A 23,341-nucleotide genomic window follows, 5' to 3' on the forward strand; every position below is an offset into this window, starting at 1 on the left:
GTCCGGACCCGTCCCGCCGGCCGGTCATCCGTCCGCGTCCCGCGCCTCTCATGACGACCGCTCCCGCTGCCCCCGCGACCCGATCGCGGGGGCGCCTGTTCGATCCGAAGCTGCTCATCGGCGTCCTCCTGGTCGCCGGCCTCCTCGTGCTCTCGCTCTTCACCGGCGTCTACGACGTGGTCGGCGGAGAAGGCGGGGGCGAGATGTTCGCCATCACCCGCATCCCGCGCACCGTCGCGCTCATGCTCGCCGGCGCGGCGATGGCGATGTCGGGCCTCGTGATGCAGCTGCTCACGCAGAACCGCTTCGTCGAGCCGACGACGACCGGCACGACCGAGTGGGCGGGCCTCGGACTGCTCACGGTCATGATCCTCAGCCCCCAGGCGAGCATCGCGCTGCGGATGACGGGCGCGGTGCTCGCGGCCTTCCTCGGCACGATGGTCTTCTTCCTCTTCCTCCGCCGCGTGTCCCTGCGCTCGTCCCTCATCGTCCCGATCGTGGGCATCATGCTCGGCGCGGTGGTCGGATCGGTCTCCACCTTCATCGCCCTGCAGGCGGACGCGCTGCAGAGCCTCGGCGTCTGGTTCGCCGGCAGCTTCACCTCGGTGCTGCGCGGACAGTACGAGATGCTCTGGATCGTCGCCGTCGTCGGCGTGGTCGTGTTCGTCGTCGCGGACCGGTTCACCGTCGCCGGCCTCGGCGAGGAGGTCGCGACCAACGTCGGGCTGAACTACAACCGGGTCATCCTCCTCGGCACCGTGCTGATCGCGCTCTCCACCGGCGTCGTCACCGTCGTCGTCGGGAACCTGCCGTTCCTCGGCCTGATCGTCCCCAACATCGTCTCGATGATCCGCGGCGACGATCTGCGCAGCAACCTGCCGTGGGTGTGCCTGCTCGGCATCGCGATCGTGACGGTCTGCGACCTCGTCGGGCGCACGATCATCATGCCCTTCGAGGTCCCGGTCTCGCTCATCCTCGGGATCGTCGGCGCGGCCGTCTTCATCCTCCTCGTCCTGAGGCAGCGCCGTCGTGGCTAGGGCCGACGTCTTCATGCCGCCGCTGGCCACAGGTCCCCGCCGGTCGGACGCCCTGCCGACCCGGCGCGCGCGTGTCCGCTACGCTGTGGTCCTGACGGTTCTCGCGCTCCTCGCCGTCGGATCCGCGGTCGGCCTCCTCGTGCACGGCAATCCGATGCCCTTCGGCACGGGCGGCTTCTGGCGCATCGCCCAGCTCCGCGTGGAGAACCTCGTCGTCATCGGCGTCGTCGCCTTCAGTCAGGCGATCGCGACCGTGAGCTTCCAGACCGTGACGAACAACCGGATCATCACCCCATCGATCATGGGATTCGAGTCGCTCTACGTCGCGGTGCAGACCACCTCGGTCTACCTCCTCGGCATCGCGGGCGTGATCGCGCTCCAGGGGGTCGGGCAGTTCGTGCTGCAGGTGGCCCTCATGGTCGGCTTCGCGATGCTGCTCTACGGATGGCTGCTCTCCGGCCGCTACGGGAACCTCCAGATCATGCTGCTGATCGGGATCATCCTCGGCGGCGGCCTCGGCGCCGTGTCCACCTTCATGCAGCGGCTGCTCTCGCCCAGCGAGTTCGACGTGCTCGCCGCGCGGCTGTTCGGCAGCATCGCGAACGCGGACGCGTCCTATCTGCCGGTCGCCGCGCCGCTGTGCCTCGTCGCGGGAGCACTGCTATGGGTCCGCGCGCGCCGGTTGAACGTCATGGCGCTCGGCTCCGACACCGCGAACGCCCTCGGAGTCGGGCATCGCCGCGAGCTGATGCAGACGCTCTTCCTCGTCGCCGTGCTCATGGCGTGCTCGACCGCCCTCGTCGGCCCCATGACCTTCCTCGGATTCCTCGTGGCGACGCTCGCCTACCAGCTGGCCGACTCGTTCGATCACCGACTCGTGTTCCCCGTCGCCGTGCTCACCGCGTTCACCGTGCTCGGCGGCGCCTACTTCGTCATGAAGAACCTCTTCTATGCGCAGGGCGTGGTCTCGATCATCATCGAGCTCGTCGGCGGCACGGTCTTCCTCATCGTCATCCTCAGAAAGGGCCGCCTGTGATCACGCTCGACGGCGTCGCCAGGAACTACAGCACGGAGGTGGCCATCGGGCCGGTCGACCTCGTGATCCCGGAGGGCGGGATCACCGCTCTCATCGGGCCGAACGGCGCGGGGAAGTCGACGCTCCTCACCATGATCGGCCGGCTGATGGGGATGGATGCGGGATCGATCGAGATCGCCGGGCACGACGTGGCGAGGACCCCGTCGAAGACGCTCGCGCGGGTCGTCTCGATCCTGCGGCAGGAGAACCACTTCGTCACCCGCCTGACCGTTCGCCAGCTCGTCGGGTTCGGCCGCTTCCCCTACTCGCGGGGGCGTCTGACCCGCGCGGACGAGGAGATCGTGAGCCGCGCGATCGACTTCCTCGACCTGGGCGCCCTGGAGTCGCGCTATCTCGACGAGCTCTCCGGCGGGCAGCGTCAGCGGGCCTACGTCGCGATGGTGCTCGCGCAGGACACCGAGGTGGTGCTGCTGGACGAGCCGCTGAACAACCTCGACATGCGCCACGCCGTGCAGATGATGAAGCACCTCCGGCGGGCGGCCGAGGAGCTTGGGCGCACGATCATCGTGGTGCTCCACGACATCAACTTCGCCGGGCACTACGCCGACCGGATTTGCGCGATGAAGGACGGCGGCGTGGTCGAGTTCGGTCCGCCGGACGAGATCATGACCGACGAGGTGCTCACTCGCGTCTTCGACACCGCCGTCCGCGTGATCGATGGGCCGAACGGCCCGCTCGCGGTCTACTACTGAGCGGCCCGCCGGCCGGCCGACCGGCCGACGCGCCCGGGGTGCGGCTACGGCATGTGGCTGCGGCGTGCAGGTGCGGCGTATCGGGGGCGGCCATCTGCATGGAGAATCCCCGCCGGGCGGTGTCCGGAAGCCGATGTCTCCCGCCATCCGGCCGCTCGGGGTGGTGCGGGGCGGGCCGGATGGCCGGGCCGGGCGGGGCAGGTTCGGAGGGCGGGGCTCAGCGTCGGCGGTGGTCCTCGGGGGCGAGGCGCGGCCCGCGCCGGGGCTCTGCGACGCCGCTGCCGCGGATGAGGCGGATCACCCGTTGACGGTGCCCCGCCCAGGGGGCGAGGAGCTGGAGCATCCCCGCGTCGTCGGTGCGGCGGCCGGTGAGCGCGAAGCCGATCTCGTGGGCGAGGTGGTAGTCACCGACGCTCACCGCGTCGGGGTCGCCGAGCGCGCGGGCCCGTGTCTCCGCCGCGGTCCACGCGCCGACGCCGGGGAGCCCGGTCAGCACGGCGTCGCGGGCGGGGCCGTCGGTCGCAGCGTGCACGGCCCGCTCGATCCGGTCCCCTCGTTCGGCGGCGCGGACGATCGTCCGTGACTGGGGCGGCTCGACGCCGGCGCGGTGCCAGGCCCAGGACGGGATGCGCCGCCACGTCTCGGCGGGAGGCGGTGCGTGCAGAGGCCGCGGGGCGGGCCCCGGTGCCGCCTCCCCGAAACGGGAGACGAGCGAGCGCCAGGCCCCGAACGCCTGCAGTCCGGTGACCTTCTGTTCGAGGACGGCACCGGCCAGCGCCTCGAAGACGGCGTCGGTGCGCGTCAGACGCAGGCCGGGCGCGCGGCGGGCGGCCTCGGCGAGGAGGGGATGGGGAGACGGGTCGAACGAGGACGGATCATCATCCGCCCCGCAGAGCCGCGGGACCAGGGCGATGGCGTGCTCAGCGCCGGGACCCCAGGCGCTCGCGCGGACCTCGCCCGAGACCATGCGCAGTGCGAGCAGGGCGACGCCGTCGGGGGTGCGCGACGCGCGCCAGATCACCGGGCCGTCGATCGCCATCGTGGGATCGCGGGGTCCGCGGCGCAGCACGCCGACGGTCGCGGTCAGATCGAGCGGATGAGGGGGCCGGTAGACCGTCTCCCGCACGGCGGGGGCCTCGCGCGGCAGGGAGCCGCGCAGGGGCTCTCCGGCGTCGAGCGCCTCTGCCGTCACGGTCATCCGTTCACCCTACGTCGGAGGACCGACACCACAGGGCGGCGAGCTCGGCGGGCGGCGAGGGCCGGATCGTCAGACGCGGTCGGGCGAAGGGGTGCCGTGGCCGTAGCGGATGGAGACGTCGGCGTGGCGGTCGAAGCGGTAGCCGACGCCGCGCACGGTCCGGACGATGTCCTCGTAGCGGCCGAGCTTGGCGCGCAGACGGCGCACGTGCACGTCGATCGTGCGCTCGCCGGGCGTCTCGTCGCCGGGCGCCTGCCACAGGGCCGACACGAGCTCGGTACGCTCGATCGTGCGCCCCTCGCGCAGCACGAGGTACTGCAGCAGCTCGAACTCCTTGTAGGTGAACGCGGCGGACTCGCCGTCCAGCAGCACGCGCTTGCGGGAGATGTCGACGACGACGCCGCCGCGGTCCTCCGCGCTCTCCTCGGATCCGGCCTTGGCGCGGGCGATCGCGCCGGGCTCGTGGAGGGCGAGGCGCACGACGTCCAGATCGCGACCGCCGGCGCTCTGCGGCGCGAGGGCGACCGTCGCGTGGGTCTCCGCCTCCGGCGCCAGCTCGGCGAGGGTGCGGCGGAGGGCGTCGACGAGGACGGGCAGGCTCACACCGGAGGTCGCGGCCTTCAGCTCGTCGAGGCCGACGTACAGGGCGAAGCCGCGGGGCGAGCGCGCGGCGGGCTGGTCGCCGGCCGGCTGCTGCTCGGCGGGGCGCTCGGTCGGCTGGGGGGCGTCGATCTGCGTGCGGGGGACGGCGTGCAGCCGGACCGGGGCGGGGGAGACGACGGCGGAGGAGGGGCGCTCGAGGAGGGCGATGTTCGACATGATGATGGGTCCTTGGCGAAGGGGGACCCGTGGCCCGCGTCTATCGGGGCCGACGGATCGAGAGGTGTTGCGAAGTGACCGGAGGGGCCGGGGAATGGGCACGGGGTGAGTGCCCAGGGACTCGGCTCGCGGAGATACCGGCGGAGCGAGTCAGGCGGAGCGGCTGGTCAGCGACACATTCGGCAACACACGCCAACGCAGCCGGCCATCATCATGCCGGCAGTCCCGTTCGCCTCCTGGGCGGACAAGGGGAGTGCGTTGGTGGTCATGCGGCCGATTATGTCGGACGATGACCGTTCGTGTCAAAACGAATCCATGGCGATCGAGGCGGCGTAGCGTGGCGGGATGACCAGTGCGGACCTCCCCGACGGATACGTCCTGACCCGGGAGGACGACGCCTCGCGATACTCCCTCACGCGCGGGGGCGACCTCGTGAGCGTGCTGGACTATCGCGACGACGGGCGGACGATCGCCCTCACCAGGGCCTTCACGATCCCGACTTTCCGCGGAACCGGGCAGGCCGCGCGGATCGTCGCGGGTGCGGTCGCCGACATCGAAGGACGTGGCGACCGCCGGGTCGACGCCGTCTGCTGGTACGTGGCGGACTGGTTCGACGCGCACCCGGAGCACCAGCACCTGCTGCGCCGCCGCTAGGCGATCCCGCGCGAAGGCATCGGTCGAGCGGCGTCCGCGGGCGGCCCTCCATGACGCCGTGTTACGCCGGACGCTCCGACCCTGCCCCATCCAGCGGCGTCGGCCGTGCTCGCAACCGGCTGCATCAGCGGGGTCGCGAACACGGGTTCGCGGCACGCCTGGCCGGCGATGTCGGACCCCCTCCGTAGCGTGGGTGGCATGCGGATCCTGCACACCTCCGACTGGCACATCGGGCGCTCCTTCCACGGGCACGCCACGCTCGATGCGCTCGCCGGCGTGCTGGCGGCGATGGCCGCGCAGGTGCGCGAGCACGCGGTGGACGTGGTGGTCGTCGCCGGAGACGTCTTCGACTCGGCCACGCCGGCCGCGGCCGCCTTCGCGGTCCTCGACGATGCGCTGCTGGCGCTGCACGAGACCGGAGCGACGGTCATCGTCACCAGCGGCAACCACGACTCGGCCGCGCGGCTGGGCTTCCACTCCCGGCTGCTGCGCGACGGCATCCACATCGTCACCGATCCGCGGACGGTCGGCACGCCGATCACGATCGACGACGCCGACGGTCCCGTGCACTTCTACGGGATCCCCTATCTGGAGCCTGCGATCGTGCGGCGGCACTGGACGGACGGGGACGCTGCCGGCGAGCCCGTCCTGCGGACGCAGGCGCAGACGGTGGCCCACGCGATGTCGCTCGTGCGGGCGGGGATGGCGGAGCATCCGGGGCGCTCCGTCGCGATCGCCCACTGCTTCGCGGCGGGTGTCGATGCGACCACGGGGCTCGAGCGCGAGATCCGGCAGGGCGGGATCGACATGGTCCCGCTGCCGGTCTTCGACGGACCGGACTACGTGGCCCTCGGGCACATCCACGGGCGTCAGAGCCTGTCGGAGCGCGTGCGCTACGCGGGGGCGCCGCTGCACTACAGCTTCGGCGAGCAGCACAAGGAGCGCGGGTCCTGGCTCGTGGACATCGACGGAGAGGGAGGCATCGAGGCGGAATGGCTCGCGCTCCCCGTCCCGCGGCGGCTCGTCACCCTCACGGGATCCCTCGACGAGCTGCTGGCCCCGGAGCTGGTCGCCGCGCACGCCGACGACTGGGTGAGCGCCGTGTACACCGATGCGCTGCCGCAGACGGATCCGATGCGCCGCCTCCGGGAGCTGTATCCGTTCTGTGCGCTCGTGCAGCACGTGCCGATCGACGCGCCGGCGAAGGACGAGCGCTCCTATGCCCAGCGGCTGCACGCCGCGGTGACGGACGTCGACCGGATCGACGCATTCCTCGCGCACGTGCGCGACGGTGCGGGGGCGAGCGAGCAGGAGCGCGCCCTCATCCGGGACGTCCTGGACGACCGCGTTCGTGCGGAGGCGCTCGTCTAGTGCGCCTCCACCGCCTGGAGATCGAGGGGTTCGGCCCGTTCCGGGAACGACAGGACGTGGATTTCGACGCGTTCGCCGACGACGGGATCTTCCTCATCGCCGGCCGTACGGGCGCGGGCAAGTCGAGCATCCTGGACGCCGTGTGCTTCGGGCTCTACGGCGGTGTCCCGCGGTACGACGGCGGCGACCGTCGCCTGCGGAGCGATCACTGCGAGCCGGGCGATCCGACCGAGGTGCGGGTGGAGTTCAGCACCGTCGCCGGACGGTTCCGGGTCACCCGGTCACCGGAGTACGAGCGCCCGGCGAAGCGGGGCGGCGGCATGACGAAGCAGGCCGCGGCGGCCTCCCTCGAAGAGCTCTCCGAGGGGCGATGGGTGGGCAGGGCGGCGCGCGCGGTCGATGTCGCGCACGAGCTGGAGGGGATCCTCCAGCTGAACATGGCGCAGTTCCTGCAGGTCATCCTGCTCGCCCAAAACCGGTTCGCCGAGTTCCTGCACGCCAGCAGCAAGGATCGGCAGGCGCTCCTTCGCAAGCTGTTCGGCACCGAGCGCTTCGGTGACTACCAGGCGCGTTTCGAGGAACGGCGGAGGGCTTCCGAGCAGGCGCTCGGCGGCGCTGTCGCGACCGTGACGGCGCGCGTCGAGGAGGGCGAGCGCCTCGTCGCCGCGAATGACCTCGCCGCGAATGACCTCGGCGTGAATGCCTCCGGCGTGCCTGAGCCCGGCGAATCCGTACCTGCACCCGAACCCGAACCCGCATCCGGAGAACCCGAACCCGGAACCTCCCGCGAAGGTCGGGATGCGACGACGGCGGATCGGATCGCGCTCCTGCGACGGGCTCTGGACCGCGCCGCCTATCGATCGGAGCGGCGCACCGCCGATCGGGAGGATGCGGAGAGCCGCCTCCTCCGGGCGGAGCGGCACCGTGATGAGGCGAGAGAGCAGCGACAGGCGCAGATCGAACGCGATCGGGCGCGGGCGGCGCTCGCCGAGCTCGATGCGGAGGCCCCCGCCGTCGCGGAGGACCGCGCGATCCTGGACAGGGCACGTGCGGCGGAGGCGATCCGTCCGCTGAGCACGGCCGAGCAGCGGGCGCGGAAGGCGCTCGTCGAGGCCGACGAGGTTCTCGCCGTCGCGCAGGAGTCCTGGGAGGAGACAGCGCGCGAGGCAGCGCAGGAGAGAGAGCAGGGCTCGCTGGACGCTGGTCCGGATCCGATGTCCCCGCTCTCGATGCGGGAGTGGGCATCGGCGCGGACACGTGAGGTCGGGGCATGGGAGCGCGCCGGTGTGCTCGAGGCGGAGGCGCCGTCCCGCGTCGCCGCGATCGCCGAGGCCCGTGCGACCGCGGAGGCGGTGGCGGAGAAGGTGGCCGGGCTCGATCGGGAGCGCGCGGGGCTGCCCGCGGAGCAGGACGCGCTCATCGTTGCGCGGGACGACGCGCGGCGGCTCGCCGACCGGGAGGCGGATCTCGTGCGCGCCCGCGACGATGCGGCGTCCCGCCTCGCGGGCGCCGAGGACGCGGTGCGTCGCGGCACAGAGCGGATCGAGGCGGAGCGGGTCCTGCTCGAACGGTCAGAGGAGGCGACCGCCGCGCAGGCGCGGGTCACCGCGCTTCGCCGTCGGAGGTTCGCCGGGATCGCGGGAGAGCTCGCCGCCGCCCTCGTCCCCGGTGAGGCCTGCGCGGTGTGCGGCGCGACGGAGCATCCGCATCCGGCGACCCATGCCGACCCCGTCACGGATGAGGACGTCGTCGCCGCGGAGGCGGACCAGGAGCGCGCGGCCGCGGAGCAGGCGATCGCGGCGACGCGTGCCGCCGAGGTCGCCGCCGATCTCGCGGCAGCCCTCGCCCGGTCCGGCGGTCTGGACGTCGCCGCCGCGCAGACCGCCCTCGACGCCGTGCTCACCGAGCACGCGAGCGCCGTCGCCGCCGCGGTCGCGGCGGACGAGGCGGAGGCGGCGCTGGGGCGTGCCCGCGAGCGCGGGGCTCAGCTCGACGCCGAGCACGCCGCAGCTCTGCGCGCGGGCTCCGACGCGCGCGAGGCGCTCACCCTCCTCGAACGCCGTCACGCCGATGCCGAGGAGCAGATCGCCGCAGCGCGAGGCGGGCATGAGTCGGTCGCGCGGCGGCAGGAGGGCGAGGCGGTCCGGATCGCCGCGGCCGGGGCGCTCGCCGATGCCCTCGACGGACGCGCGCAGAGGCGGGATGCTCTCGACGGCGCTCTCGCCGACCTGCGCGGCGCGCTCGACGCCTCGCCCTTCGGCGACGCCCGGGATGTGGAGGACGCCCTGCGCCCACAGGCCGAGCAGAGACGACTCGAAGAGCGGATCGCCCGGCACGCCGGACGGCGGGAGAAGGAGCGCGCGACGCTCTTCGACCTGGAACTGCGGATGCTCCCCGACGAGCCCCTCGATCTGGCGCCGTCCGAGCAGGCCGCGGACTCCGCGCGCACCGTCTGGGCGGAGTCCGTGGACGCGGCCAGCCGCGCGGGCGCGGTGGCGACGCAGCTGGGAGCACTGGTCGACGCCGCCGCGACCGCGCATGAGCGCAGCGCATCCCAGGCCGAGGAGCACGAGGTCCTCCGCGCGCTCACCGACGCGCTCGCCGGTCGAGGGACGAACGTCTACCGGATGAACCTGGAGACCTTCGTCCTCGCCGCGGAGCTCGAGGACATCGTGGCGGCGGCGAACCTCCGGCTGCACGACATGTCATCGGGGCGCTATCGCCTGGTCCACAGCGATGCCGTGGCGGCGCGGGGCGCGGCGTCCGGTCTCGGCATCGTCGTCTACGACGCGTTCACGGGGCAGACGCGTCCGGCGCAGTCGCTCTCCGGCGGCGAGACGTTCCTCGGCTCGCTCGCCCTCGCGCTGGGGCTCGCCGAGGTGGTCACGGCCCGAGCCGGCGGTGTGCGCCTGGACACCCTGTTCATCGATGAGGGCTTCGGATCCCTCGACGGCGACACGCTGGAGGTCGCCATGCGCACGCTCGACGAGCTGCGCCAGGGCGGTCGCACGGTCGGGGTCATCAGCCATGTCGAGGCGATGCAGGATCAGATCCCGGCCCAGCTCACCGTTCGCACCACCCCCGGCGGCTCCAGCGTCATCGACGCCCCGCGCCCTCGCTGAGCCCGCCCGTACCCTTCCCCGCGCCCCGTTCCCGCGCCCGGTTCCTGCCCGGTTCGACCGCGAGACTGCATCTGCGTCACGAGGCAGCAGGAAGATCGCGCAGTCTCGGAACGCAGATGCAGTCTCGCCGGGTCAGACGCGGGGGAGGACGCCGGGGGACGACGCCGGTCAGACGCCGTACTCGGCGCGGACGCGCTCGCGGAGCTGGGCGCTGCACGCGGCCACGACCTCGTCCCAGATCTGGGTCGCGCCGTCCTGGGCGCGGTCGGACACGGCGCGGAGCACGCGGATCGGGACGCCGAACTGCCCCGCGACCCAGACGTAGGCGAAGGTCTCCATGTCGACGAGCTCGCCGCCGAGCGCGCGGATGCGGGCCACGGCGTCGGCGTCGTCGACGAAGCTGTCGCCGGTCGCGATCGTGAGCCCGGGCCGCCCCGTCTGCACACGCTCCGGAAGGGAGACATGGCGGCCGGGGACGCCGTCGAGATCCTGCACATCGTGCTGGATCGCGGTCGCGACCTCGTACACGTCGGCCGCCAGCTCGTCGCCCACGGCGCCGGCGGTGCCGACGACGAGGATCTCCTCGTAGGGCGCTCCCGCTTCCTGCGCGGCGTCGAGCGCACGGGTGAGGCCGTAGGCGGCCTTGAGCTTCCCCGGCCCCGTGACCAGACGGGCAAAGCCCGGGAGGTCTGCGGGGAAGGCGGAGAGTTCGGAGTCGAGGGCGGCGACGAGGAGCTTCACAGGTCCATCCTCGCATCGGGTTCACACGGTCGTAACGCGACGGGCGGATACTGGAGGTCCGATGATCGGAGGATCCGTGACCGTACAGCAGGAGATCGCCGCCGCCCTCGGGGTGCGCGCCGAGATCGACCCCCGCACCGAGATCGACCGACGGGTGTCGTTCCTCGTCGACTATCTCCGCCGCACCGGCGCCCGCGGCTACGTCCTTGGCATCTCCGGAGGGCAGGACTCCACGCTCGCGGGCCGCCTGGCGCAGCTCGCCGTGGAGAGGGCCCGCGCCGAGGGCGGGGATGCGGCCTTCATCGCCGCCCGGCTGCCGTATCGCGTGCAGCGCGACGCCGACGACGCGTCGGCAGCCCTGGACTTCATCGCGCCCGACGAGCGGATCGAGGTGAACATCGAGCACGGCGTCGACGGGCTCGAGACCGACCTCGAAGAGGCCGGCGTCGGCGAGATCAGCGACTTCCACCGGGGCAACATCAAGGCGCGCCTGCGGATGGTGACGCAGTACGCGATCGCCGGCCACCGCGGCATGCTCGTGATCGGTACGGACCATGCCGCCGAGGCGGTGACGGGGTTCTTCACGAAGTTCGGCGACGGGGCGGCGGACCTCACGCCGCTCGCCGGGCTGACCAAGCGCCAGGGGCGGGCGATGCTCCAGCTGCTCGGCGCCTCGGATCGGCTCGCCCTGAAGGTGCCGACGGCCGATCTCCTGGACGGGACCCCCGGTCGCTCCGACGAGGATGAGCTCGGTCTGACCTACGTGCAGATCGACGACTATCTGGAGGGGAAGCCGGTGGCGCCCGAGGTCGCCGAGCGCATCGAGGCGAAGTACCGGGCGACCGCGCACAAGCGGCGTCAGCCGGTCGCCCCCGACGACGACTGGTGGCGCTAGGACGCTCCCGGACCGATGTCCGCGGCTGCGTCTAGGGTCGTAGCAGCGGCCGAGGCGGTCGCGGACAAGGAGCCTCCGTGCGCGTCATCCCCTCCTCGACGGAGTCCGAGGAAGCCCGTGTCGTGTGGAGCGCGACGGACCTGAAGCTCGCCGCGGAGTGCGAGTTCGCCTGGGCCCGTGCGCTCGACGCCAAGCTCGGCCGGGTGCCCGCCGTCGAAGACCCGGAAGACGCGATGCTCCTCCGCGCGGCCGCCCTCGGCGATGCGCACGAGCGCGCTGTGCTCGAGGACTACGTCGTGCGCTTCGGCCGCTCCGAGCGGGGCGGCCGTGGCGTGGTGGAGCTGCCGAAGGTCTCCTCCGCGGATCGCGAGGCCCTCGCCGAGGTCGTCGCGGAGACGGGCCGGGCGCTGCGCTCGGAGGCGGACGTGATGTTCCAGGCCGCGTTCTCCACTCCGGAGTTCGTCGGATTCGCCGACTTCCTGCGCCGCGACGAGGACGGTCGGTGGCGGGTCCAGGACACCAAGCTCGCCCGCACCGCCCGCGTGACCGCACTCATGCAGCTGGCGGCATATGTCGATCAGCTCGATGCCCTGGGCATTCCCCGCGCCGACGAGGTGGACCTGATCCTCGGCGACCGCTCGGTGAGCGTCCATGCCGTGGACGATCTGCTTCCGCTGTTCCGGGTGCGCAGGAAGCGCCTGCGCGCACTCATCGCTGATCGGCGCATCCAGGATGGGGCAGGAGGAGCGCCGCTCGCCTGGGGCGATGACCGCGGCGATCTGCAGGTGGTGGCCTGTGGCCGGTGCGCGACCTGCGAGGAGCAGGTCGAGGCGCATCGGGACCTCCTCCTGGTCGCGCGGATGCGGCCCGTGCAGCGCAAACGTCTCCGCGCAGCGGGCATCACGACGATCGACGACCTCGCGGCGACCGAGGCCGTCCCCGAGGGCATGAGCACCGAGAGCTTCCTGACCCTGCGGGCGCAGGCCCGTCTCCAGGTCGGCGCACAGGCGGCGCCCGGCGCCCTCCCGCCGTACGAGGTGGTGTCGGCCGCGGCGGTCGGGATGCTGCCCCGGCCGAGCCGCGGCGACCTGTTCTTCGACTTCGAGGGGGATCCCCTCTACACCGAGCCCGCGGAGGATGCGCCGTGGGGCATCGACTACCTCTTCGGATGGGTCGATGATGCGGAGCAGTACTCGGCGCTGTGGGCGCACACCTTCGAGGAGGAGAGGACAGCGCTCCTGCAGTTCCTCGAGTTCGTGAAGCTGCGGCGGCAGTCGCATCCGGATCTGCACATCTACCACTACGCGCCGTACGAGACCGCGCATCTGACGGCGATGGCCGCGCGCTACGGGGTCGGGGAGGCGGATGTCGACCGGCTCCTGCGCGAAGGCGTCTTCGTCGATCTGTATCCGCTCGTGCTCCGCGCGGTGCGGATCGGGTCGCGGTCGTACTCGATCAAGAAGCTCGAACCGCTGTACATGGGCGAGGAGGTGCGCACCAGCGACGTGCAGAAGGGCGACGAGTCCATCGTCCAGTACGTCCAGGCGCGCGCCCTCGCGGCGGAGGGGAGCTCGGCCGCGGCCGACGCCATCCTCACGGACCTCGCCGACTACAACCGCTACGACTGCGTCTCGACCCGGCGGCTGCGCAACTGGCTCATCGGGATCGCCCGGAGCGAGAACGTGCTCCCCGCCCCGCCGGACGATCCGGAGACGCGGGCCTATGAGCCCTCGCCGCTGTCGCTCGCGCTGCAGGCCGAGGGACAGCACACCGACCACGAGGGGCGCGACGGGGAGCCCTATCGGGTCGCCGCGGCCGCGATCGACTACTACCCCCGCGAGGCGAAGAGCTTCTGGATCGGGCATTTCCAGCGTCTGCGCGAGCCGGTCTCGCTCTGGGAGTCGACGCGGGACGTGCTCCGGGTCGACGCCGAGCGTTCGCGTGTCGTCGAGGGGTGGGGCATCGAGGAGGGGGCGAGGGCGCAGACCCGTCTCGTGGAGCTGCGGGGAGAGCTGGCCCCCGGCAGCACGATGGGCGCGGGAGGGCGACCGTTCGCCCTCTACGCGGTGCCGGCACCGTTCGACGGCGAGTTCCCGTCGCGGGTCATCCACGTCCCGCACGAGGTCGAGCTGGTCCAGGCGACCGATGACGGGTTCCTCGTCCGGGAGAAGGCGGTCCAGGGGCAGACGTGGGACGTGCTGCCGCTGGCGCTCGCCCCGGCCGCCCCGCCGCGGGTCGTCTCGTTGCAGGGCGCGATCGAGGAGTGGGCGGACGCCGTGCATCGTGCGGCTCCCCGATTCCCGGAGGACGCGGTGACGGACATCCTCCGGCGGATCCCTCCGCGAACGGTCTCCGGGGAAGCGCTCCCGGTCGCGGACGGGGACGTCGTCGACGCGATCGTTCGGGGCGTGCGGGACCTCGACCGCAGCTACCTCGCCGTCCAGGGGCCCCCGGGAACGGGGAAGACCTACACCGGATCGCAGGTCATCGCCCGGCTCGTGCGGGACCACGGATTCCGGGTCGGGGTGGTCGCCCAGTCCCACGCGATCGTGGAGAGCCTGCTGGAGCGGGTCGTGGCCGACGGGGTGCCCGCGAGCCAGGTCGCCAAGGCGCCGAAGGATCCGGACGGCCCGGAGCCGGCGTACACCGTGATCCGCAAGGACGGCATGGCGGGGTTCATCGACGAGCATCGCGGCGGCGGTCTCGTCGTCGGGGGGACCGCCTGGGACTTCAGCAACACCCGTCGGGTGGACCGGCGCGGCCTCGACCTCCTCGTGATCGACGAGGCGGGCCAGTTCTCGCTCGCGTCCACGATCGCGGTCGCCGCCTCGGCGCAGCGGCTCCTTCTGCTCGGCGATCCGCAGCAGCTTCCGCAGGTGAGTCAGGGCGCCCATCCCGAGCCCGTCGACACCTCGGCGCTCGGCTGGGTCATGGCGGGCGACGCGGTCATCGACCCGGCCTACGGCTCCTTCCTCGCCCGCTCCTGGCGGATGCACCCGGAGGTTGCGGCTCCCGTGTCCCGTCTTGCCTACGCGGGACGGCTCGCCTCGGCCCCCGGCGCCGAGCGTCGGGTCATCGACGACGTGGCCCCCGGGCTCCATGTCGTCCCGGTGCGGCATCGTGGCAACGCCACGCAGTCGCCGGAGGAGGCCGCCGAGGTCGTGCGCATCGTCGGCGAGCTGATCGGCCGTGCATACCGCGACGGGATGGACGACCCGAACACCGCCCCTCGCCCGCTCACCGCTGCCGACATCATCGTCGTCGCCCCCTACAACGCCCAGAAGCAGCTCATCCACGACGAGCTTCGGCGGGCCGGCTTCGGCGAGGTCGCCGTCGGGACGGTCGACAACTTCCAGGGCAAGGAGGCCGTCGTCTCGATCACGTCGCTCGCGGCATCGAGCGGGCGAGACGCCCCGCGGGGGCCGGAGTTCCTCCTGCTGCAGAACCGGCTGAACGTCGCGATCTCGCGGGCCAAGGCCGCGGCCTACCTCGTGCATTCGCCGGCGCTGCTGGACGACCTCCCGTGGACGCCCGAGGGCGTCGCCCGGCTTAGCGCCTTCGCCCGCCTGGTCGGCGCCGACCAGGACTGACGCGCGCCGCCGGGTGCGGCCCGCGCTGTCTTTCCCTGCGTCGCGCTGCTGTTTCCTGGGTTGCGCTGTCCTTCCCTGCGTCGCGCTGCTCTTTCCTGTTGACGCTGTGCCGATCTGCGCCGCGTGAGCGGGAAAGGGCAGCGTGGGCCAGGGCCAGGGCCAGGGCCAGGGCCAGGGTTAGAGCCAGAGCCAGGGCCAGCGCGCTGATCAACGGGCGGCATGGGAGAGCAGCGTGGGCGAGGCAGAATGGGGCCGTGCATTCCGTCGATCAGATCCTCCGGGCCTCGGCGGCCTGGGTATGGCTTCCGCGTGGGTCCGAGAGCGAGGACGAGCATCTCCAGCTCGTGCGCTATCCGTCGCGATTCGGCGGTGGGGTGAGGGCGTCGATGGTCGACTCCCCGGATGATCCGGCCGCCGTGGTCGATCATGCGATCCAACGCACACGCGCCTGGGGCGAGACGAGGCTGACCTTCTGGGTCGGTGCGGCCGACTCCCCCGACGTCGAGGAGGAGCTGCGACATCGCGGCGCCGTCCATGACGACACCGTCACGGTCTTCGTCCGTCCGATCGACGCGGAGCCGGTGGCGTTCCCCTCGAACGTCACGACGGAGATCGTCCGCACGCCGGAGCAGGTGCGCGAGGTGGATGCGATCAACGTCCCGGTCTGGGAGCAGCAGCCGCTCGACGCCGCCGGCCTTGCGGAGGAGCTGGCCGAGGTGACCTCGTCACTCGAGTCCGGCGTCGGCGCCCGCGTGCTCGCCCGCATCGACGGACGCCCCGCGTCCACCGGCGGCTGCACGATCGTGGACGGGTTCCTGAGGCTGTGGGGCGCGGCCACGCCCGCCGAACTGCGCGGTCGCGGTGCCTACCGGGCGGTCCTCGCCCGACGACTGCGCTTCGGCGCGGAGAACGGCGCGGCGACCGCGCTGGTGAAGGGCCGCGTCGCGACATCGGCACCGATCCTCGCCCGCTCCGGATTCACCCGATACGGGGAGGATCGCTCGTACACGCTGGACCTCTCCTGATCGGAGCCGACCCCATGCGCCTCGATCCGAGGCAGGAAGCCGGATCAGGCACCGCACCGCACGGCACGGCACCTCAAGCGCGCACGACCGACTTCACGAGGCCGGCCTTGCTCGGACGGCCTCGAACATCCACGGCTGGAACAGCCGCACCCGGTCAGGCGGCGAGCCAGAGGCCCTTCTGATCGGATGTGATCCGCATTCCTGCGGCGATCGTCTCGTCGTCGCCGATCCGCGCGCCCCGCGCGATCCGGGTACCGGCGCCGATGTCGGTGCGCACGCCGACGCTCGCGCCGTCGCCCACCGTCGCGCCGACGCCGATGTGTGCGTGGGCGTCGATCCTGGCGTTCACGCCGATCACCGCATCGGGCTCGATCCACGCGCCGCGGGCCACTCGGGCCCCGGCGCCGATCTTCGCCCCCGGTTCGACATACGCTCCGGCCTCGACAAGCGCCTGAGGGTGGACCTTCGCGCCGTGCGCGACGAGTCCACGACCGTTGGCGTGCTTGCGATAGCGCAGCGTGCCACCCTGGTCGTCATCGATGTCGACGTAGTTCTTACCCACGAAAACCTCCCGCGTCCCGGGTGCTTTCTCCCGGATACATGAACAACCACGGATGGCCGTGTTTCATTCCCGGGCGCCGGTGTCGGGTGCGGCCCCGGATGGGCGTCGGCCTTCGACGGCGGGAGTGCTCAGCTCTGGCATCGCGGACACCAGAAGATCACCCGCTCCTCGGTCGGCGCGGCGCCCAGCTCGCCGGTCTCGATGGGGGTTCCGCAGCGTCGGCAGGGTCGCCGGGCCCTGCCGTAGACCCAGGTGGTCCGACCGTGTCGGCTCTCGCCGGTGAAGGTCCGCTCGACCCGCTCCGCGTTCGCCCGGATCGTGCGGGCGCCGAGGGCCAGAAGCGCCCTCGCGTCGATCTCCGTCGCGGGCCGGGTCGGCAGGATGCCGCGGAGGAACAGCAGCTCAGCGGCATACTCGTTGCCGAAGCCGGCGACGTTCCGCTGATCGAGCACGGCGACATGGGCGGCCCGCGGATCCGCGCCGACCCGCCGTGCGGCCTCGTCGAGATCCCAGTCCTCGCCCAGGGGGTCGGGTCCGAGGTGTCCGACGATGCTCTCCTCGTTGTGCGTCGGCACGAGCGCGAGCATCGAGACGTCGAACCCCACGGCCTCGATCCGGTCCGTGGCGATGATCACCCTGGCGCGGAAGGCCGGTGCTCGCCATCGTTCCCCCGGGCGGACGAGCTGCCAGGAGCCGTCCATCCGAAGGTGGGAGCGCAGGGTCATGCCGCCGATCCGGTGGAGGATGTGCTTGCCGCGCGGGACGACCTCGTGCACGACGGATCCGCGGAGGTCCACGGTCGCGAGCTCCGGGACGCGCAGCTCGAAGCGGGTGACCTCGTCGCCGTGCAGCGCCCGGTCGAGGCGCCGAGCGGCGCGGAAGACCGTGTCCCCCTCAGGCATGACCACCCGGATCCTGGCCGGTCGGATCCTGGCCGGTCGGACCCTGACCGGCCAAACCCTGGCCGCGGGGATCGAGGCTGGTGGGGGTCCGTTCTCGCAGGTCGCGGGCGAGCATCGTCCCTCCCGCCACCGCGGCGGGCATCACCAGCACTGCGCCGAGCGGGACGAGGAAGCAGAGCTGTGTCGCGACGCCGAACCCGAGCGTTCTGCTCCGGCCACTTCGGAACAGCGCCGCCCGCTGCGCCGGATCCAGATCGCGGGCGTCGAAGGCCCGCCCGGTGAGCTCTCTGGCGAGCACTCGTCCCGGTAGCACGATGCCGAGCACCGCGGCGATCGGGCCGCCGATCACCGGGATGAACCCGATCAGCAGGACCAGGACTCCCACGAGCACGCCGAGGGTCAGCACCCGCAGCCCTTCGCCGACCGTCGACCAGAAGGAGCCCTCACCGGAGGGGGGATCGCCGAGGTCCTCCTCGACCGCGCGCCAGATCCGTTGGTAGAACGGATCGCCGATCACGAGCGTCAGCGCGGTGAACAGCGAGGCGGCGAGGACGAGCGCCGCGATCATGACGACGGCGCCGACGGCGATCCGCACGGCGACGCGCCATCCGTCGATCCAGTCCTCCGCGAACGGGGTGAGCGCATCCGTGACGGGACCGAGCGAGAGCACGAGCGGGAGGAGGGCCGCGGCGAGCAGCGCGAAGGCGATCAGCGCCGGGACCAGACCCAGGGCCATCAGCCAGGGTCGCGTGCGCCAGAACCCGAAACCGCGCGCGAGCGTTCCGGCTCCGGCACCGAGCTCCCCCACCACCGCTCTCACCCCCATCGTCAGAGCGCCTTGCGCAGGGTGAATCCGCGGGGGGTCGCGACGAAGCCCGCCTCCTGCAGCACGACGCCGAGAGCGGATCCCCGGTCGGTGCCGTACATCCCCTGACCGTTGACCTTCTCGACCGTCAGGGTGTCGAGCCGTCGTCCTCGCGCCGTCGCGGCCAGCTCCGCGGTCGCCGCCCGCAGGGTCTCGGCGTCGTCAGCGAACGCCAGCACGGTGCGTCCGCCGCGTTCGAGGTACAGCGCGAGGGCGCCGTCGACCAGGACGACGAGCGCGCCCGCCTTGCGCCCGGGGCGATGGGGCACGTCGTCGAGTCGCGGCCAGGGGAGCGCGGCGCCGTAGGGGTTGGCCGGGTCAGTCGCGGCGAGCGTGACCGCCGAGCGCGGAGGCGGATCGGAGAGACCGGCGAAGGTCCGCAGCCGGTCGACCGTCGTCGAGGCGGCGAACTGGGCGGCGCCGAGCCTCTCGATCACATAGCCGCGTCGGCAGTGCCCGGCCTCCTCGAACCCTGCGAGCACCCGGTACGCCTGTGCGAATCCGCCGGGGACGCCCTCGGACTGGACGGATCCGCGGGTGACGACCCCGTAGCGGTCGAGGAGGAGCCCGGCGGTCACCGTGGCGCGGCGGGCCGGGGCCTCCTCGCGGGGCGGGGTGAGCGACCATCGCCCGCCGACCGCGGTCGGGCGCGGGGAGGCGGCGGGCCGGGCGAGTGAGATCCCGCGGAACGTGCGCGTTCGAGGGGCCCGCCGGGTGACGCGGTGCGCCTGCGAGCCGCCGGCGAGGAGCGCGCGGATCGGGGCGAAGGTGTCGTTGGTCACGTGCCCCGCCCAGGCCAGATTCCACAGCGCCTCGACCACCGACTGCTCGTTCGCGGCGCCGGTCGCCTCGCGCAGCTGCGCGGCGAAGTATGCTCCTCCCGCTCCCAGGGCAGCGAGCAGCTGCTCCTCCAGCGGATCGGTCGCCGGCGTCTCGGACGGATCGGGGAGCGTGAAGGGCGCGAGGTCCGCCGGATGCAGGGACACCCACCCATCGCGGCCCGGCATCGCGCCGTGCCCCGCCCAGACGATCTCGCCCGCCGAGGTGAGCTCGTCCAGCATCGCCGGCGCGTAGTCGTGCACGCGCTGCGGCAGGACGAGGGACTCCCAGGCGCTGGCGGGGATGGGGACGCCGGCGAGCTGCTCGATCACCGCGGCCACGCCGTCGACGCCTTCCAGGGGCCTTCCCAGGTGCTGCCACTCCGGGAGGAAACGGGCGAACGCCTCCGGGGCGACGGGTTCGACGCTGCCGCGGATCGCGGCGAGCGAGCGCATCCGGAGCCGGCGCAGCACCTCGACATCGCACCACTCGCCCTCCGCGTCGGTGGCGGAGGATGCCTCGGGCAGGAAGAACCCGGCGGCCACCCGGCCGTCCGCCTCCAACCGCTGCAGGGCATGGCGGACGACCGCGGCTCCGAGACCGAGGCGCCGGCCGATCGCCGGCGCGGCGAAGGGGCCGTGCGTCCGTGCGTACCGGGCAACGAGATCGCCGAGCGGGTCGGCGACGGGCTCGAGGAAGGCCACGGGGATGCCGACGGGCAGGGGGACGCCGAGCGCGTCGCGCAGTCGGCCGGCGTCCTCGATCGCGGCGACCCGGGGAACGCCGCCGATGGTGACCTCGATCGCCCGGCGGGCCTCCACCAGCGCCCTCAGATGCGCGACGGCGGCGGAGAGCGGAGCAGCGGCAGAGGACGGGTCGTCGGCGGCGGGCGGATCGGCGGATGCGTCCGCGTCAACGTTCGCGTCGGCGGGGTCGAGGCGAACCGCGACCTCGGCGGCGTCGAGCGGCCCGAGCAGGCGAAGGAGGTCCGCGACGCCCTCTACCCCGCGCGCCCGGCGGCCAGGGTCCAGCCGCTGGACCTCGCGTTCGAACTGCGCCAGCACCTCCGGGTCCAGGAGCTCGCGCATCTCCACGGTCCCCAGGAGCTCGCCGAGCAGCGCGGGATCGACGGACAGCGCCGCCGCCCTCCGTTCGGCCAGCGGCGAGTCGCCCTCGTACATGAACGCGCCGACGTAGCCGAACAGCAGGTCCCGGGCGAAGGGGGAGGGCTGTGCGGTCTGGGTCTCGACCAGGCGGATCCGACGATCCGCGATCGCCGTGGCGAGCCGTCGCAGGGAGGGCAGGTCGTAGACGTCCTGGAGCACCTCGCGGAGGGTCTCCAGGATGATCGGGAACGTCGGATGCCTCCGGGCGACCTCCAGCAGCTGGGCGGAGCGCTGGCGCTGCTGCCAGAGGGGCGTGCGGCGGTTCGGGTCCATGCGCGGCATGAGCAGGGCCCTCGCCGCGCACTCCCGGAAGCGTGCGGCGAACAGCGCCGACCCGCCCACCTCGTCCGTGACGATCCGCTCCAGCTCCTCGGGGTCGAACACGAACAGGTCGGCGCCCGGCGGCTCCGCCTCGGCATCGGGGAGACGGACGATGATCCCGTCGTCGCTCGCGACGGCCGACCCCTCCACGCCCAGGCGCTCGCGCACCCGGGCGTTCACCGCGAGGGCCCACGGCGCGTGCACGGTCATGCCGTAGGGCGAGTGCAGGATCACCCGCCAGTCGCCGATCTCGTCCCGCCCCCGCTCGACGGTGAGGGAGCGGTCGGTGGGCAGGGTGCCCGTCGCCTCCCGCTGCCCGGCGAGATGGGCGAGCAGGTTCGCCTGCGCGCGCTCGTCGAGTCCCGCGGCGTCGAGACGCTCCTTGGCCTTGTCCGGCGAGGCCGCGTGCACCTCGCGGGTGAAGCGGCCGAGCGCCTCGCCGAGCTCATACGGGCGCCCGAGGCCGTCGCCGTGCCAGAACGGCACCTTTCCGGGCTGGCCGAAGGCGGGGATGACGTTGACGCGGTCGTGCGTGATCTCCGCGATCCGCCAGCTGGTCGTGCCCAGCGTGAAGACGTCTCCGACGCGCGACTCGTAGACCATCTCCTCGTCGAGCTCGCCGACGCGGGCGCCGGCGGACTCGCCCGCGACGAAGACACCGAACAGCCCGCGGTCGGGGATCGTCCCGCCGCTGGTCACCGCGATCCGCTGCGCGCCCGGCCGGCCGGTGAGGGTCCCCGCGTCGCGGTCCCAGACGAGGCGGGGGCGGAGCTCGGCGAACTCGTCGGACGGGTAGCGGCCGGCGAGCAGGTCGAGGGTCGCCTCGTACGCGGAACGGGGGAGGGCGGCGAACGGGGCGCTGCGCCGCACGGTCTCGAACCACCCCTCGACGTCGAGAGGCGCCAGCGCGCAGGCCGCGACCGTCTGCTGCGCGAGGATGTCGAGCGGGTTCCGCGGGACGGCGAGCGACTCGATCTGCCCGGCGAGCATGCGCTCGGTCACGACGGCGGTGTGCAGCACGTCGCCGCGGTGCTTCGGGAAGAGGGAGGCCCGGCTGATCTCGCCGACCTGGTGCCCCGCGCGGCCCACGCGCTGAAGGCCGGAGGCGGCAGACGGCGGCGCCTCGACCTGGATCACCAGGTCGACGGCACCCATGTCGATGCCGAGCTCCAGGCTGCTGGTGGCCACGACGCAGCGGAGCACCCCCGCCTTCAGCTCCTCCTCCACGACGGCCCGCTGCTCCTTGGAGACCGAGCCGTGGTGCGCCTTGGCGAGGACCGCGTCCGCGCCGGCCGTCGATCCTGCCTGCGCCATGGTCGCGGCGGGGATCGCGGGGGCGGGGAGCGCGATCCCGAGCCGCTCGCTGTAGATCTCGTTCAGACGCCCCGTCAGCCGCTCGGCGAGGCGGCGGGAGTTGGCGAAGACGATCGTGGAGCGGTTCGCGAGGATGCGATCCACGATCGCCTCCTCGACGTGCGGCCACACCGATCCGGTGATCTCGGTGTTCTCCCCGAACCCACCCGCCCCGTCGTCGCCCGGCGCGGGGACCCCGGGTGGCGGTGGCGGGTTGAGCATGTCGTCGATCGGGACCACGACGTCGAGCGCGAACGTCTTCGACGCCCGGGGCGCGACGATCTGCACCGGCTGTGCGCCCCCGAGGAAGCGGGCGACCTCGTCGATCGGCCGGACGGTCGCCGACAGCCCGATCCGCTGGACGGGGCTCGGGGCGCCGTGTGCCGTGCGCAGGGCGTCGAGGCGTTCCAGGCTCACGGCGAGGTGGGCGCCCCGCTTGGTCGCGGCGACCGCGTGGACCTCGTCGATGATGACGGTGTGGACGCTCCGGAGGGTCTCGCCCGCACGGCTGGTGAGCATGAGGTACAGCGACTCCGGCGTCGTGATGAGGATGTCCGGCGGGTCGCTGACGAGCTTCCTGCGGTCCGAGGAGGTCGTGTCGCCGGAGCGCACACCCACGGTCACCGACGGCGCGGGCACGTCGAGCCGGCGCGCGGCCTGCCCGATCCCGATGAGCGGGGAGCGGAGGTTGCGCTCGACGTCGACGCCGAGCGCCTTCAGCGGGGAGATGTAGAGGATGCGCGTGCGCGCCGCGCCGTCGGCCGACGGGGAGGCGGCGGTCGAGGCGGCCGTCGTCGCCGTCCCTCCCGCTCCGTGCTCGCGGAAGACGCTGTCGATCGCCCAGAGGAACGCCGAGAGCGTCTTCCCGGATCCGGTGGGGGCGACGACGAGGGCGTGCCGCCCGCCGGAGATCGCCTCCCAGGCCCCGGCCTGCGCGTCGGTGGGCGCGGCGAAGGCACCCCGGAACCAGTCCTGGGTCGCCGGGGTGAAGCGGTCGAGCACGTCGCTCATCCCCCCCATCTTCGCCGCTGCCGCCGACATCCGGCGCGGAGCCTGCGACGGCCGGCTCCGCGGGCCGCGAACGGGCAGCCGTTGCCTCCTGGCCGATGAGGC

16 protein-coding genes are annotated in these 23,341 nt (G+C 72.8%); 9 read left to right on the forward strand and 7 right to left on the reverse strand.

The window, feature by feature from the left end; genetic code table 11:
• Positions 1-50: 50 nt before the first annotated feature.
• From J2Y69_RS06220 to J2Y69_RS06230, 3 genes are read left to right on the forward strand one after another with little or no spacing between them, the layout of a single operon-like run.
• Complete coding sequence (locus J2Y69_RS06220) at positions 51-1,037, forward strand: ABC transporter permease (protein WP_310018658.1); 987 nt, start codon at positions 51-53, stop codon at positions 1,035-1,037.
• Between the two features lie 13 nt (positions 1,038-1,050).
• On the forward strand, positions 1,051-2,073 hold the full coding sequence (locus J2Y69_RS06225; protein ID WP_310018848.1) for an iron chelate uptake ABC transporter family permease subunit: 1,023 nt from the start codon (positions 1,051-1,053) through the stop codon (positions 2,071-2,073).
• Positions 2,070-2,825 (forward strand): iron ABC transporter ATP-binding protein, encoded by a 756-nt coding sequence (locus J2Y69_RS06230; RefSeq protein ID WP_310018660.1) that lies wholly within the window; start codon positions 2,070-2,072, stop codon positions 2,823-2,825. The genes J2Y69_RS06225 and J2Y69_RS06230 overlap by 4 nt, the downstream gene beginning before the upstream one ends.
• 217 nt (positions 2,826-3,042) lie before the next feature.
• Here the strand turns inward: J2Y69_RS06230 and J2Y69_RS06235 are convergent, their stop codons facing one another.
• Entirely contained in the window at positions 3,043-4,023 is a 981-nt protein-coding gene (locus J2Y69_RS06235; protein ID WP_310018662.1) for a DNA-3-methyladenine glycosylase family protein, read from the reverse strand.
• 69 nt (positions 4,024-4,092) lie between these two features.
• On the reverse strand, positions 4,093-4,842 hold the full coding sequence (locus J2Y69_RS06240) for a winged helix-turn-helix domain-containing protein (RefSeq protein ID WP_310018664.1): 750 nt from the start codon (positions 4,840-4,842) through the stop codon (positions 4,093-4,095).
• Positions 4,843-5,187: 345 nt separating this feature from the next.
• Between J2Y69_RS06240 and J2Y69_RS06245 the strand changes: the two genes are divergently transcribed.
• The 3 genes from J2Y69_RS06245 (at position 5,188) to J2Y69_RS06255 (ending at position 9,989) form a co-directional block, all read left to right on the forward strand.
• A complete protein-coding gene (locus J2Y69_RS06245; RefSeq protein WP_310018665.1) occupies positions 5,188-5,496 on the forward strand; it encodes a GNAT family N-acetyltransferase in 309 nt (102 codons plus the stop codon).
• Between the two features lie 198 nt (positions 5,497-5,694).
• Complete coding sequence (locus J2Y69_RS06250; protein ID WP_310018667.1) at positions 5,695-6,867, forward strand: exonuclease SbcCD subunit D; 1,173 nt, start codon at positions 5,695-5,697, stop codon at positions 6,865-6,867.
• Complete coding sequence (locus J2Y69_RS06255) at positions 6,867-9,989, forward strand: SMC family ATPase (protein WP_310018670.1); 3,123 nt, start codon at positions 6,867-6,869, stop codon at positions 9,987-9,989. Before J2Y69_RS06250 ends, J2Y69_RS06255 begins: the two co-directional genes overlap by 1 nt.
• Before the next feature lie 168 nt (positions 9,990-10,157).
• Here J2Y69_RS06255 and J2Y69_RS06260 read toward each other — a convergent pair whose 3' ends face one another.
• The gene (locus J2Y69_RS06260) at positions 10,158-10,730 is read right to left on the reverse strand and encodes a phosphorylase family protein (protein WP_310018672.1); all 573 of its coding nucleotides are present in this window, start codon (positions 10,728-10,730) and stop codon (positions 10,158-10,160) included.
• Between the two features lie 61 nt (positions 10,731-10,791).
• On the opposite strand from J2Y69_RS06260, the gene nadE reads away from it, so the two are divergent.
• The 3 genes from nadE (at position 10,792) to J2Y69_RS06275 (ending at position 16,240) form a co-directional block, all read left to right on the forward strand.
• Positions 10,792-11,625, forward strand: coding sequence for an ammonia-dependent NAD(+) synthetase (nadE, locus tag J2Y69_RS06265; protein WP_310018674.1), 834 nt, complete (start codon positions 10,792-10,794; stop codon positions 11,623-11,625).
• A 77-nt stretch (positions 11,626-11,702) separates the two neighbouring features.
• Positions 11,703-15,215: a TM0106 family RecB-like putative nuclease gene (locus J2Y69_RS06270; RefSeq protein ID WP_310018677.1), complete on the forward strand. Its 3,513-nt coding sequence runs from the start codon at positions 11,703-11,705 to the stop codon at positions 15,213-15,215.
• A 254-nt stretch (positions 15,216-15,469) separates the two neighbouring features.
• On the forward strand, positions 15,470-16,240 hold the full coding sequence (locus J2Y69_RS06275) for a hypothetical protein (protein ID WP_310018678.1): 771 nt from the start codon (positions 15,470-15,472) through the stop codon (positions 16,238-16,240).
• Between the two features lie 154 nt (positions 16,241-16,394).
• Here J2Y69_RS06275 and J2Y69_RS06280 read toward each other — a convergent pair whose 3' ends face one another.
• The 4 genes from J2Y69_RS06280 to J2Y69_RS06295 all read right to left on the reverse strand — a co-directional run bounded on the left by J2Y69_RS06280 (position 16,395) and on the right by J2Y69_RS06295 (position 23,239).
• Positions 16,395-16,802 carry a transferase gene (locus J2Y69_RS06280; RefSeq protein WP_310018679.1) on the reverse strand — a complete coding sequence of 136 codons (408 nt, stop codon included), beginning with the start codon at positions 16,800-16,802 and terminating at the stop codon, positions 16,395-16,397.
• Positions 16,803-16,930: 128 nt separating this feature from the next.
• On the reverse strand, positions 16,931-17,704 hold the full coding sequence (locus J2Y69_RS06285; protein WP_310018681.1) for a DNA-formamidopyrimidine glycosylase family protein: 774 nt from the start codon (positions 17,702-17,704) through the stop codon (positions 16,931-16,933).
• The gene (locus J2Y69_RS06290) at positions 17,697-18,530 is read right to left on the reverse strand and encodes an EI24 domain-containing protein (RefSeq protein WP_310018683.1); all 834 of its coding nucleotides are present in this window, start codon (positions 18,528-18,530) and stop codon (positions 17,697-17,699) included. The genes J2Y69_RS06285 and J2Y69_RS06290 overlap by 8 nt, the downstream gene beginning before the upstream one ends.
• Before the next feature lie 2 nt (positions 18,531-18,532).
• Positions 18,533-23,239 (reverse strand): ATP-dependent helicase, encoded by a 4,707-nt coding sequence (locus J2Y69_RS06295; RefSeq protein WP_310018685.1) that lies wholly within the window; start codon positions 23,237-23,239, stop codon positions 18,533-18,535.
• Positions 23,240-23,341: the final 102 nt, after the last annotated feature.

The sequence above is a fragment of the Microbacterium resistens genome, assembly GCF_031456305.1.
GTDB lineage: Bacteria > Actinomycetota > Actinomycetes > Actinomycetales > Microbacteriaceae > Microbacterium > Microbacterium resistens_A.

What these genes read in the sequence shown, in the direction of transcription:
- J2Y69_RS06220 (WP_310018658.1), top strand. Translation starts at nt 51, where the DNA reads ATGACGACCGCTCCCGCTGCCCCCGCGACCCGATCGCGGGGGCGCCTG.
- J2Y69_RS06225 (WP_310018848.1), top strand. Translation starts at nt 1,051, where the DNA reads ATGCCGCCGCTGGCCACAGGTCCCCGCCGGTCGGACGCCCTGCCGACC.
- J2Y69_RS06235 (WP_310018662.1), bottom strand. Translation starts at nt 4,023, where the DNA reads ATGACCGTGACGGCAGAGGCGCTCGACGCCGGAGAGCCCCTGCGCGGC.
- J2Y69_RS06240 (WP_310018664.1), bottom strand. Translation starts at nt 4,842, where the DNA reads ATGTCGAACATCGCCCTCCTCGAGCGCCCCTCCTCCGCCGTCGTCTCC.
- J2Y69_RS06245 (WP_310018665.1), top strand. Translation starts at nt 5,188, where the DNA reads ATGACCAGTGCGGACCTCCCCGACGGATACGTCCTGACCCGGGAGGAC.
- J2Y69_RS06250 (WP_310018667.1), top strand. Translation starts at nt 5,695, where the DNA reads ATGCGGATCCTGCACACCTCCGACTGGCACATCGGGCGCTCCTTCCAC.
- nadE (WP_310018674.1), top strand. Translation starts at nt 10,792, where the DNA reads ATGATCGGAGGATCCGTGACCGTACAGCAGGAGATCGCCGCCGCCCTC.
- J2Y69_RS06285 (WP_310018681.1), bottom strand. Translation starts at nt 17,704, where the DNA reads ATGCCTGAGGGGGACACGGTCTTCCGCGCCGCTCGGCGCCTCGACCGG.
- J2Y69_RS06290 (WP_310018683.1), bottom strand. Translation starts at nt 18,530, where the DNA reads ATGGGGGTGAGAGCGGTGGTGGGGGAGCTCGGTGCCGGAGCCGGAACG.
- J2Y69_RS06295 (WP_310018685.1), bottom strand. Translation starts at nt 23,239, where the DNA reads ATGAGCGACGTGCTCGACCGCTTCACCCCGGCGACCCAGGACTGGTTC.